This window comes from Maribacter sp. MMG018, from assembly GCF_018100785.1.
GTDB lineage: Bacteria > Bacteroidota > Bacteroidia > Flavobacteriales > Flavobacteriaceae > Maribacter.
Genome location: NZ_JAGJEC010000001.1, coordinates 513,203 through 524,880, shown reverse-complemented (window position 1 = coordinate 524,880; position 11,678 = coordinate 513,203). Strand labels below are relative to the sequence as shown.

The 11,678-nt window shown below is 37.9% G+C and carries 12 protein-coding genes; 8 read left to right on the top strand and 4 right to left on the bottom strand.

Translation table 11 applies throughout. The features are described from left to right. Nucleotide 1: 1 nt before the first annotated feature. The 8 genes from pcaD (at nt 2) to J8L85_RS02300 (ending at nt 7,623) form a co-directional block, all read left to right on the top strand. Nucleotides 2-1,132, top strand: a complete 1,131-nt coding sequence (pcaD, locus tag J8L85_RS17970; RefSeq protein ID WP_247656536.1) for a 3-oxoadipate enol-lactonase — start codon at nt 2-4, stop codon at nt 1,130-1,132. 9 nt (nt 1,133-1,141) lie between these two features. Then, nucleotides 1,142-2,335, top strand: a complete 1,194-nt coding sequence (locus J8L85_RS02330; protein WP_211014152.1) for a 4-hydroxybenzoate 3-monooxygenase — start codon at nt 1,142-1,144, stop codon at nt 2,333-2,335. 12 nt (nt 2,336-2,347) lie between these two features. Beyond that, entirely contained in the window at nt 2,348-3,691 is a 1,344-nt protein-coding gene (locus J8L85_RS02325; protein WP_211014150.1) for a 3-oxoacid CoA-transferase, read from the top strand. 4 nt (nt 3,692-3,695) lie between these two features. Next, complete coding sequence (pcaF, locus tag J8L85_RS02320) at nt 3,696-4,904, top strand: 3-oxoadipyl-CoA thiolase (RefSeq protein WP_211014148.1); 1,209 nt, start codon at nt 3,696-3,698, stop codon at nt 4,902-4,904. A 450-nt stretch (nt 4,905-5,354) separates the two neighbouring features. Next, complete coding sequence (locus J8L85_RS02315; protein ID WP_211014146.1) at nt 5,355-5,834, top strand: GNAT family N-acetyltransferase; 480 nt, start codon at nt 5,355-5,357, stop codon at nt 5,832-5,834. Between the two features lie 164 nt (nt 5,835-5,998). Next, nucleotides 5,999-6,433 carry an Rrf2 family transcriptional regulator gene (locus tag J8L85_RS02310; RefSeq protein ID WP_211014144.1) on the top strand — a complete coding sequence of 145 codons (435 nt, stop codon included), beginning with the start codon at nt 5,999-6,001 and terminating at the stop codon, nt 6,431-6,433. Nucleotides 6,434-6,500: 67 nt separating this feature from the next. Further along, on the top strand, nt 6,501-7,226 hold the full coding sequence (ric, locus tag J8L85_RS02305; RefSeq protein WP_211014142.1) for an iron-sulfur cluster repair di-iron protein: 726 nt from the start codon (nt 6,501-6,503) through the stop codon (nt 7,224-7,226). Nucleotides 7,227-7,275: 49 nt separating this feature from the next. Next, a complete protein-coding gene (locus tag J8L85_RS02300; RefSeq protein ID WP_247656535.1) occupies nt 7,276-7,623 on the top strand; it encodes a hypothetical protein in 348 nt (115 codons plus the stop codon). 79 nt (nt 7,624-7,702) lie between these two features. Here the strand turns inward: J8L85_RS02300 and J8L85_RS02295 are convergent, their stop codons facing one another. Genes J8L85_RS02295 through J8L85_RS02280 form a run of 4 tightly spaced genes read right to left on the bottom strand, consistent with a single transcriptional unit; the run spans nt 7,703 to nt 11,671 of the window. Beyond that, the gene (locus J8L85_RS02295) at nt 7,703-8,932 is read right to left on the bottom strand and encodes a hypothetical protein (protein WP_211014140.1); all 1,230 of its coding nucleotides are present in this window, start codon (nt 8,930-8,932) and stop codon (nt 7,703-7,705) included. 15 nt (nt 8,933-8,947) lie between these two features. Further along, nucleotides 8,948-9,730, bottom strand: coding sequence for a nitrous oxide metabolic protein (locus tag J8L85_RS02290; RefSeq protein WP_047247006.1), 783 nt, complete (start codon nt 9,728-9,730; stop codon nt 8,948-8,950). Continuing rightward, on the bottom strand, nt 9,723-10,433 hold the full coding sequence (locus J8L85_RS02285; protein WP_211014139.1) for an ABC transporter ATP-binding protein: 711 nt from the start codon (nt 10,431-10,433) through the stop codon (nt 9,723-9,725). Before J8L85_RS02285 ends, J8L85_RS02290 begins: the two co-directional genes overlap by 8 nt. Next, nucleotides 10,430-11,671, bottom strand: coding sequence for a nitrous oxide reductase family maturation protein NosD (locus J8L85_RS02280; RefSeq protein WP_211014137.1), 1,242 nt, complete (start codon nt 11,669-11,671; stop codon nt 10,430-10,432). Before J8L85_RS02280 ends, J8L85_RS02285 begins: the two co-directional genes overlap by 4 nt. Nucleotides 11,672-11,678: the final 7 nt, after the last annotated feature.

The following is an 11,678-nucleotide window of genomic DNA, read 5'->3' as shown; positions in this document are numbered from 1 at the left end:
TATGAAAACCAACTATAAAATACAAGGCACACCAAATAGTCCTGTTTTAATGTTCTCCAATTCTTTAGGGGCTACCATGGAAATGTGGGATGAACTGGTGCCGTATCTATTACCTTATTTCAGGGTGTTACAATATGATACCCGAGGTCACGGTCAAAGTGAATCTACGAAAGGCCCATATAGCATTGAGCAATTAGGAAACGATGTTATCGATCTTTTGAACGAACTGAACATTGACAAAGTGCATTTTTGTGGATTATCTATGGGAGGACTCATAGGTCAATGGTTAGGCATTAACCATCCAGAGAGACTAAATAAACTAATTATCAGTAATACCGATTCAAGAATCGGAACGGTAGAAAGTTGGAACGAACGCATAAAAACCATTACCGAAAACGGAATGACTTCTATTGTTGAGGGTACTATGGAGAAATGGTTCACCGATGGCTTTCGCAAGAACAATACATCCCGTGTAGCAGAAATGACCACGATGTTTTTGGCAAACAAACCTGCAGGCTATGCAGCCTGTTGCGCTGCAATTGGTGCCGCTGATTTCAGGGAGGTTGTTAAAACGATACCTTTAGAAACCTTGATCATTACGGGTGATGAAGATGTGGTAACCAATGTAGCTGCTGCCCAAAAAATACAAGAAGAGATTCCCGGTGCAAAGATGAAAGTATTTCATGCGCGACATTTACCAAGTACCGAATTACCATTTGACTATGCGGAGACGCTTATCAACTTTATAGTGGGTGAATTCACTTTTGATAGAGGTATGCACGTACGCAGAACGGTCTTGGGCAGCGAACATGTAGATAGGGCGAACGGCAATAAAAACAAGTTTAATACCGATTTTCAAGAATTTATATCTCACTATGCATGGGGCGAAATTTGGACCAGACCAGGATTATCAAAACACCACCGAAGCTTAATAACGCTTTCAATGTTGATTCCTTTAAATCGAAAAGCGGAGTTTAAAATGCATGTAAAGGCAGCTTTCAACAATGGTGTATCGGCAGCTGAAATCAAAGAAGTCATATTGCAATCAGGTATTTATTGTGGCTTGCCAGCAGCTAATGATGCCATGCACTCTGCCGAAGAGGTATTTCAAGAAAATAACATCAAACTTTAATAGCACCAAATGAAAAAAATTAAAACACAAGTAGGAATTATAGGAGCTGGTCCGGCGGGGTTGACATTAGCGCACTGGTTGAAAAGAAATGGAATTTCATCCGTTATTCTAGAACTTCGCAGCCGAGAATATGTTGAAGGGCGTGTTCGCGCAGGTTTGCTCGAACAGAACACTGTTGATATCATGAATGATCTGGGCTTGGCCGACCGTTTGAAGAAAGAAGGTATTGAGCACGATGGGGTTAATTTGAGTTTTGATTCCGAACGGGTACATATTCCTTTCGCCGAACTTACCGGAGGACGAAAAATCACTATTTACGGACAACAAGAAGTTGTAAAGGATATGACCGATGCTTGGTTGGATGCTGATGAAGAACTTTATTTTGAAGCCGGTGCTAGCGAAATTGTAGATTTTGATACAAAGAACCCGAAAATTCATTTTAAACATGCTGGTGAAGACGGAATTTTAGAATGTGACTTTGTTGCAGCTTGTGACGGTTTTCATGGTGTAGGTAGAAAGACAATGCCTAAAGACAACTATCGCTCTTATGATATCACCTATCCGTTTAGCTGGCTGGGTATTTTGGCAAATGTTGCACCTTCAACAGATGAACTGATTTACGCTTACCATGAAAATGGATTTGCCTTGCACAGTCTCCGTTCTGAAACCGTTAGTAGATTGTATGTACAAGTACCCAATGGAGAATCACCTGACGATTGGTCGGACGACCGTATCTGGAGCGAACTATCAACACGCTTGGCGACACCAGGATTTGAGCTTAAAGCAGGCCCTATATTCGATAAGAGTATTACCCCAATGCGTAGTCACATGATTGACAATCTAAGTTCAGGTCGTTTGTTTTTAGCTGGAGATGCTGCTCATATTGTTCCTCCAACTGGCGGAAAAGGGCTGAATCTAGCAATTGCCGATGTAAAACATTTGGTAGATGGTCTGGTAAGTTTTTACAAGCATAATTCTACAGATGACATAGATAACTACACGCAAATGGCGCTACGTAGAATATGGAGAGCACAAGATTTTTCTAATTTCATGACCACACTTTTTCATAAACAAGAGGAACATGGTTCTTATAATTATAAGTTACAGAAGGCGAAATTCGATTATCTGAAAATGTCAAAAGCCAGTAGAACTACCATTGCAGAAAATTATGTAGGACTACCTTTTGAAACCTATGAATATTAGCGACAAACAATTATGAAAATAGTTCCTATAATATCAGCCGAAAAGGCTGCAAGTTTAGTAAAGGATGGGGATGTTATTTTAGGCGGAGGCTTTGGTATGACGGGAAACCCTGTAAATATCATTCATGAATTGGCTAAAACAAAAACCAAAGACTTAACCTTTATAGCCAATAATGTAGGCGAACCTAATATGGGTGGTGGCCGTTTGTTGAATAACGGACAGTTGAAAAAAATGATAGGTTCTTTTTTTACTTCTAACCGAGAAGCGGTCTTGGCTGCACAAGAAGGTCGCGTAGACTATGAATTACTGCCACAAGGCACTTTAGCCGAAGCCATAAGAGCAGGTGGCGCAGGCATTGGCGGATTTTATACACCAACTTCGGCAGGCACTCTAATTGCCGAAGGACGAGAAACTAAAATACTGAACGGTAAAGAACAGGTCTTTATTGAAGGCATACGAGGTAATGTAGCCATCATTCGTGCTTGGAAAGCAGATACGGCAGGCAATCTTCAATACAGAATGACCGAGCAGAATTTCAACAGAGCCATGGCTACCGCTGCAGATATCGTTATAGCTGAAGTTCAGGAGATTGTTCCTGTTGGAGAATTAGATCCGAATGAAATTCATACACCTGGTTGTTATGTCGATTTTTTGGTAGAACGAAAATTGACCGAAGAAGATTTAGGTTCTTCGGCATCGGTAGGTTCCTCCAAAGTAGTTGATGAAAAACGGATGAATATGGCGAAACGAGCATTTGCCGAATTGAAAAAGGGTGACGTGGTAAATCTGGGTATTGGCATTCCTACTTTAGTAGCAGACTTGATTAAACCAGAAGATGGTATTATACTACATACGGAAAACGGTATGTTAGGCGTTGGTCCTGAACCGAAAGATGGCGGTGGCGCAATGTTTTACCCGGTAAATGCAGGTAAAGTGCCAGTAACCGCTTTACCAGGAAGTAGTTATTTCGATAGTGCCGATAGTTTTGCCATGATTCGCGGCGGCCATATAGATGTTGCTATAATGGGCGGACTAGAAGTAGATGCTGCAGGAAATTTGGCGAATTGGACGGTTCCAGGAAAACCTCTACTAGGGGTTGGCGGCGCTATGGATTTGGCCTCTGGAGCAAAAAAATTAATAGTCACCTTAAGACATACAGATAGAGATGGGGCTTCTAAAGTGGTTGAAAAATGTAGCTTACCTATTACAGATTTCAACTGTGTAGATATGTTAATTACCGAATTAGCGGTTTTCAAATTTATAGCGGGTCAATTGACACTTGTAGAAATACTGCCTGGAAGTAGTTTGGAGGAGGTTCGAGAAAAAACTGACGCAAAATTTGTAGAAAAATTATAAAAGAATGAAAGAAGCATATATAGTTGACGCATTAAGAACACCAATAGGAAGTTTTAGAGGTGCTCTGGCTCCAATCAGAGCAGATGATTTGGCAGCGATCCCCATAAAAGCTTTACTTGAAAAATATCCAAACTTGCCCAAAGATGTTATCGATGACGTTATTTTAGGGTGTCATAACCAAGCAGGCGAAGACAACCGAAATGTTGCCCGTATGGCATTGCTTCTGGCAGGTATTCCATATTCAGTACCAGGAGAAACGGTTAATCGATTATGCTCATCGGGTATGTCTACTGTAGTTCAAGCCAATAGAGCAATTAAAGCCGGTGACGGTGATGTTTTTATTGTAGGCGGTATGGAGCATATGTCTCGTGGACCCTACGTGATGTCAAAGGCTTCTATAGCATTTGGTAATGATTCAAAAATGGAGGATTCCAGTTTCGGATGGCGTTTTGTGAATCCTAAATTAAAAGAAATGTACGGTACAGATGCTATGGGCGTTACTGCTGAAAACTTAGCTGAGCTATTCAACATTAGCCGCGAAGATCAAGATCTGTTTGCATACAATTCTCAAATGAAAGCTTCCAAAGCACAACAAAACGGAATCTTGGCTGAAGAGATTTGCCCAGTAGATATTCCACAGAGAAAAGGAGATCCGATGGTTGTGGACCAGGACGAATTTATACGTCCTAGTACAACTTTAGAAAAACTATCTACTTTAAGAACCGTATTCAAAAAAGATGGTACTGTTACAGCTGGTAATTCATCAGGGTTAAATGACGGTGCAGCTGCAATGTTAGTTGTTTCTGAAGATGCTTTGAAAAAGTACAATTTAACCCCAAAAGCAAGAATCGTGGCTTCTGCCGTGGTTGGTGTAGAACCAAGAATTATGGGAATAGGTCCTGTGTATGCCACCAAAAAAGCCTTACTAAAAGCTGGTTTAAAGTTAAGTGATATGGATGTCATGGAGTTCAATGAAGCATTTTCCTCGCAAGCATTAGCTTGCATACGTGAACTTGGTTTAGCTGATGACGATACAAGAATAAATCCTAATGGAGGTGCTATTGCTCTAGGGCACCCTTTAGGAATGTCAGGCACTCGTATTATTCAGGCTGCAACAAATCAATTAATTCGTTCTGGTGGAAAATACGGATTGGCAACTATGTGTGTAGGCGTTGGTATGGGTTACGCTATAATTATTGAAAGAATCAAATAGGTAACTTTGCGGTATATTAATTTTTTTAGAAATTTTTCTAGGACTCTTTAGAGGAGTCAAAGCTCTTTTTTCTCAGTTATAGAAAGGTATATTTCTAATAGGTTCGTTTATGTATGGTTTTCATTTAAGATTATTGTAGGACACAAGAGAGTTTACCAATAATTTTGAGCAATTGGATAAAATTGAGAATGTTATCTCAGAAGCCAATTATAGGGATAGAACTCTAATTCATTTAAAGAATGATTAATTTAATTGGTTTTTCGGCTCTCGGTGTGGCTTTATATGCTTTATCAAATAAGAACATTATAAAGTTAAGAACATGGAACTTTGTTTCTAGTGTTATGTAAATTGTTTATAATCTTGCAATAGATGCTATACCCGTTGTGGTCGGGGCTGTTTTGCATTGTTTTATTCACGGTTTTCATATCTACAACATTAAAAACTTACACAATGATCAGAAAGGCGACAAAAAACGATTATAAGGCGGTATGGGAAATATTCTCCCAAGTTATCGCAACTGGTGACACTTATGTTTTTAGCCCGGACACAGCAGAAAAAGATATTCAGAAACATTGGTTTGCCGATTACATGAATACGTTCGTATATGAAGAGAACGGTAAAATTTTGGGAACTTATATAATAAAACCTAATCAGATAGATTTAGGAAACCATATTGCCAATTGTAGTTATATGGTACACCCCAACGCACAAGGAAAAGGAATAGGGCGACAATTATGTGAGCATTCGTTGAAGTTTGCCAAAAAGAATAATTTTTTGGCCATTCAGTTTAACATTGTGGTCAGTACAAACAAAAGTGCCGTTGAACTATGGAAAAAATATGGTTTTAAAATTATAGGAACAACGCCTAACGGGTTTAGACATAGAAAACTTGGTTTAGTAGACACGTATATTATGTTCAAGGTGTTATAGAATATATCTTAAAAAGGTGCTGTATGCTCACACAAATGAGATTTGATACTGTTTTAGAATCGAAATAACTACTTTATGGTATGTACTAAGCTTAAAATTAATTAGGACAAATTAGTCCGAATTAAAAAATAGTATATCTTTGTATCGTAAAACAAAGAGAAAAAATGTTTTCAAAAGCATGTGAATACGGCATAAGGGCATCCATCTATATAGCATTAAAATCGCTAGAGGGTACGCGTGTGAGTTTAAAGGAAATAGCAGAAAAAATTGATTCTCCAGTGGCTTTTACTGCCAAAGTTTTACAACAGCTCTCTAAGAATGACATTGTAGAATCCATAAAGGGTTCGTCTGGCGGTTTTGAGATTTCAAAAAATAACATTTCACAAATAAAACTTTCTCAGATCGTATATGCCATAGATGGTAACAATGTATATGAAGGCTGTGGGCTTGGGCTAAAGAGATGTAATGCCAAAGAACCTTGCCCTGTTCACAATAGATTTGTTCAGATACGTGCCGAGTTAAAGAATATGTTGGAAAGCACCACCTTATATGATATGACCATGGGGCTAGAGCAGGAACTAACTTATTTGCGACGCTAAAAAAAAATTTAAAATTAAATCGGACAAAATTGTCCTAATTTATGTACTAACAATAAATAGACAGATTATGAGACAGACCCAAACCATAGGTGAAATAGTAGCTAAAGATTATAGAGCTGCCGAAGTTTTTAAAAATCACAAAATTGATTTTTGCTGTCGGGGTAACCGCACACTTGAAGAGGTTGCCACAAAAAACAATTTAAGTGTAGACCTGTTAACCAATGAATTGAACGCAGCTATGCAAGAGAGCACAAATGACGCCATTGATTTTAAATCATGGTCGTTAGACCTTCTTGTTGACTATATTGAGAAAAAACATCATAGGTATGTTGAAAAACAAAGCACTGTATTAAAACAATATTTAGATAAGCTTTGTCGGGTTCATGGGCAAAAACATCCTGAACTTTTTAAGATCAAAGAGCTTTTTAATGTTTCTGCAGGGGAACTGGCCATGCATATGAAAAAAGAAGAATTAGTGCTCTTCCCATTTATACGTAAGATGGTAGAGGCAAAACAGTCTGGCCAAACCTTGAGTAGACCCCATTTTGGTAGTGTTTCTAATCCGATCCATGCAATGATGGACGAGCACGATCACGAAGGCGAACGTTTTAGGACGATTGCAGAATTAAGCAATGGCTATACTCCACCCGCGGATGCCTGTACCACTTATAAGGTTACATATTCGTTATTACAAGAGTTTGAAGAAGACCTGCACCGTCACATTCACCTAGAGAACAACATACTTTTCACCAAAGCGAACGAATTGGAAAAACAAATGAAGGCTATGGTCTAAATACCCAGACCTATTTTTTTAAGCATCAAAAAACGGAAAATCGATTATCATGAAAACATCGGCATCGCATCCCATAGAATATTCCGACAAAAATCGGAAAAGGAGTAAAATAGTTCAGGTGTACAATAATCTCTTAGAAGAGTTTAAAAGCCGGCAGACCGGATACTCTACAATAGCCATTATTGCACAAAGCTGTTTAGGTTCGGCTGCTGCAATGCTGTTACTTATGTCCAATATGCAAGATCTTTATAAAATGATATTGGTTTTCTTCGTAACAATTTTGTGTATGGCCTACAATGCTGCGGTACTGGCCCAATTAAATTCTAAAATTACGTTTAATCTCTTATTGATAAGCTTACTTTTTAGTGCTTTAATTATCATAGCAAACCTGATTTAAAGCAATTTCAGGTACAATGATATTTTGGGTCATTAGTTTAAACGTCCTCAGGTTTTGGTATATCAATAGTTGAGGACGTTTAAGTTTTATTAAGTATCGTGTTTGGCTTATTTTTTATCCATAATCCAAAAAGAGCGACAAGAATAAGTGTGCTGGAAAGGGCCAAAATCAAATAGTACGAAGAAAACAAGGGTGTAGATAACCAAGATGTAATGGCCTTATAGAAAATTAATGTTTCTGTAAAGGCAAAACCTACCACATACAAATAAAAAAAGCCCTTGTTTAGGATCAGAAGTTTACATCGGTTTAAAAACAACATCAATGAGATTGTAACCACCCCTAAAAATGTCCAGTGTAAATAGCCGATGGTAAAATCTAGATACGTGACTGTCAAATGAGTAAAATATGGTATGGCCGTCAATAATTGCAAGAGCATTTTTATACCCCACAATACAACAACCAACTTTAATGTGTTTTGATGAAATCTAGAAAATAATGCGGTAAATTGTTTACGAACGCCCATTATAAACTGCAATAAATCGTAAAAAGCCAACAGTTGTAAAACAGCTCCTATACCACCAAAAATATAGAAGGCCATAGTAGGCTCTGCGAATAAGGTAGATAGCAGAAAAGAGAGCACGATCCCTATGTTTAAGAACCAAAAGAATCGGTTAAATTTATTTGTTGGGATGTTAATACGGTGTTTTTCTAAAATGAAGATAAAGATGGCTACCAATGCCATCATCATCCATCCGTTATATAGAAAATGAAGATAGAAATAAATGGCCAAGCGATACCAGACGGATTCGCTTCCAAGAATGCTCATAATTGCCCCCAATGCCCACGGACCAATACTTGAAATCAGTAAATAGAATATGGCGGCCATGGCACACCTTATGGACTTGGAAGATTTAAGATTTGCAGGGATGTTTCTATAAAAAAACCAAGAAAACCAATAGGATGCGAATAAAAAAAGAGTGGAGAAAACGATAGAAAAAAAAGCATAACCCTGAAATGGAAAGGTCAGTAGCATGCCAACCATGGTAAGCTGTGTAAACCAATAAATTCTATTGTATTTTTTATCAACTCCCGATTTGCTTAAATAGAGTTTGTAGAGCAATGTGGTTAGTGCCATGTATACCCAGCCTAACAGAGCTATGTGCGAATGGGTATGAACAATAAACTTATAGGTTACGGGAATTTCCAAGACTCTAAAAAACCTTAGAACACAACCAAGAAAAGCGGCCAAGACAAAATACACCAGAGCCGTTCGGGTGTGGTTCTTAAGATGTACCATATGTCTTGCCATTTTATTGGTACTAAATTAGAAATCTTTTTTCTTAGAGATTATCACCAATCGCCAAATAGGTAGAACGGTCCATAAAACAAGCATGAACATAGAAATAAAAAGTCCTTGGTCCGTACCAAAAAACTTTTTAAAAACAGCTCCGGTATATCCCAAAAGGGCCGAAATATCCAATTTTAAAAGAATTAGGGTTCTAGAAAGATCTATGGGGTTGAACATAGTTGCCGCCAAAGAAAAACCATCTAAAGGGTATTCTTTAAAAACGATCAAAGACATAAGAAACAGACCATCATATATTACCGCTAAAAATAGCCATAACAAAACGGCATACCCAAAACCTTTAATCTTGTTCTCATTAGAGAGGGCAATATTAAATGATAATACGGTAAAGATCAAGGTTAAGAAAGCTCCGGTAACCAATAGCAGTGTAAAGTCGAAAATAGCATCACTTTTAAAGAGGCCATATAGCACAAATGGTATACCCAGGCCAAAAACAAGACTTAATGTTAAAGAACCGGCCACACCAAAGTATTGTCCCAAGAAAATAGAGGATCGTTTGATCGGTTGGGCCAGTAACAATTCGGTAAACTCTTTTGAATTGTAGAAATACATTATGCCAAAAATAGTACTGATCAAGGGCACTAGAATAATAATAACGTTCATTAGGGTAATGATTGCCTTAGAAATATCATTGTTCAAAAACAGTAATACAAAACCTAATAATAGATAAAAGAGGAAGTATACATAGCTCCAACGGCTACGTATAAGGTCGTAAAAACTATATTTTAATATTTTAAACATGGGCTGGTGTAGTTGCTATGCTTGCGATGGCATGTTCTAAATCAGTTTGTGCGGTCTTGGTTTTTAGTTCGGCAATGGTCCCTTTAAAGTAGATATCGCCTTCTAACAAATAGATGATTATATCAGAAACCTCTGCAACGAACTGCATAATATGAGAGGTGATCAAAATAGTTTTCTTCTTTTGTTTTTGTTCACGGATCAATTCTTTAAGGTGTATCAAGGAAGCGGGATCCAGCCCTGTAGTGGGCTCGTCCAGTATAAGCAAAGGACTATCGAACATAAAGGCCAAAACTATGTTCACTTTTTGTTTGGTACCACCAGAAAGGGTGGAAAGTTTTTTATCTAAAAAAGGTTCTAGTTTAAACAAGGTTATTAGCTTTTCTTCATTGCTTTCGCCCTGCCTAAGGTCTTTGATCATTCGTATTAGTTCTTTAACCCGTAGGTTGCCCGGAAAGTTTGCTATTTGCGGCAGATAATCTATTTTTTTGCGGTATTTCCAGTTTTTTTTAATGGGTTCGCCCATTACAGAAATACGGCCCTTATCTGGTACCACCATGCCCAGCACACTTTTGATCAAGGTGGTTTTGCCAGAACCATTGGGCCCAAGAACGGCAAAAACACCCCCTTCTTCTATGTTTAGGTCAAGGTCGGATAGCACCTTGTTTTTACCAAACTTCTTACATAAACCTTCTATATGAATCATTGTACTTTTGTCATTAGGGGGTTAATATCCATTAAATTATCAGGGGTAAAAACGGGAGAAACTTTTTCAGAAAAATCAATGATGTCCATAAATAGACTCCGTAGTAAAATAATAGCTTCTGGGGTTTGGTTTACTACATAGGAAAAAAGTTTTACTGGCCGGTACGGAACATCGCCAATACCGTTCTTGTCCAGGTCATAACCTGTATAATTGCTCCAATAATTACCATCAAAAACATTGTCGTTCAACTTACTGTTATAAGAGATGTCAAAACTGTTGTAAAGAAAATTATTAGCACTAAAGGTGTTGGTATAACAGGCCCCAAGCACTTTAATGCCCCATCCGTTTTTTATAAAATTGTTTCCTTTATAAGTGATTCGGTTAGATCCTTCTATATGGATGCCAATAGTGTTTTCCTCAAACGTATTTTCGATTATTTCGGCATCGTTAATTTCTTTTAGCAATACACCAAAGGCAGCTGTTCCCCAGTTTTTTCTAAAAGTATTGCCTTTCATGGTAATTCTTTTAGAGAACATTACGGCCACTCCGGCCCCATTGTTCTCAAAGACATTGTTGGTGTAGACATCATCATCTGAAAACATAAAATGAAGACCATACCTTAGATTGTCGGTACTTTTATTATTATGGATCTTAACATTATGGGAAAATTCCAAGTAGATACCATCTCTTGCGCCTTGAACAATGTTATTGCTTACCTCTATATTATGGGAGTACCAAAGTTGAATGCCATTACCCGAATTATATTCATCTTGGGCATCACCAACAATTTTGTTGTGATATACTTTACCGTGGTTGGACTTTTCTAAATAGATGCCGAAAAACAATTTTTCGAGCACTACGTTCTGTATCACAAAGTTTTCGCTCTTTACCACGCGTATAGCGGCATAATCTGATGTGTAACTTGTACCTACGTTGATAATGAAGAGTCCGTCTATGGTGACATTGTCCGACACTATGCGAATAATTTCCCCTTTGTCCTCACCATCTATCACGGGGTAGTTTTCCCCAATAATGGTCAGCGGTCTATCTACCAAGATGTTATATTCTTTATAGGTCGCTTTTTTAATAACAAGAGTATCGTGGTCAGAAGCTGTTTTAATTGCTTCGGCAATAGATTTTAATTCACAAGTTTCACATACAGTAATTCTTTTTGGCTGTTGCGACACCCCTGAAAGAAGGTTGAAAATCAAAATTAATAAGAACACTACTTGTTTCATGGTCTTT

Excerpts from the sequence above, each read along its gene's own strand:
- pcaD (WP_247656536.1), top strand. The coding sequence starts at position 2 with ATGAAAACCAACTATAAAATACAAGGCACACCAAATAGTCCTGTTTTA.
- J8L85_RS02330 (WP_211014152.1), top strand. The coding sequence starts at position 1,142 with ATGAAAAAAATTAAAACACAAGTAGGAATTATAGGAGCTGGTCCGGCG.
- J8L85_RS02325 (WP_211014150.1), top strand. The coding sequence starts at position 2,348 with ATGAAAATAGTTCCTATAATATCAGCCGAAAAGGCTGCAAGTTTAGTA.
- pcaF (WP_211014148.1), top strand. The coding sequence starts at position 3,696 with ATGAAAGAAGCATATATAGTTGACGCATTAAGAACACCAATAGGAAGT.
- J8L85_RS02315 (WP_211014146.1), top strand. The coding sequence starts at position 5,355 with ATGATCAGAAAGGCGACAAAAAACGATTATAAGGCGGTATGGGAAATA.
- J8L85_RS02310 (WP_211014144.1), top strand. The coding sequence starts at position 5,999 with ATGTTTTCAAAAGCATGTGAATACGGCATAAGGGCATCCATCTATATA.
- ric (WP_211014142.1), top strand. The coding sequence starts at position 6,501 with ATGAGACAGACCCAAACCATAGGTGAAATAGTAGCTAAAGATTATAGA.
- J8L85_RS02300 (WP_247656535.1), top strand. The coding sequence starts at position 7,276 with ATGAAAACATCGGCATCGCATCCCATAGAATATTCCGACAAAAATCGG.
- J8L85_RS02295 (WP_211014140.1), bottom strand. The coding sequence starts at position 8,932 with ATGGCAAGACATATGGTACATCTTAAGAACCACACCCGAACGGCTCTG.
- J8L85_RS02290 (WP_047247006.1), bottom strand. The coding sequence starts at position 9,730 with ATGTTTAAAATATTAAAATATAGTTTTTACGACCTTATACGTAGCCGT.
- J8L85_RS02285 (WP_211014139.1), bottom strand. The coding sequence starts at position 10,433 with ATGATTCATATAGAAGGTTTATGTAAGAAGTTTGGTAAAAACAAGGTG.
- J8L85_RS02280 (WP_211014137.1), bottom strand. The coding sequence starts at position 11,671 with ATGAAACAAGTAGTGTTCTTATTAATTTTGATTTTCAACCTTCTTTCA.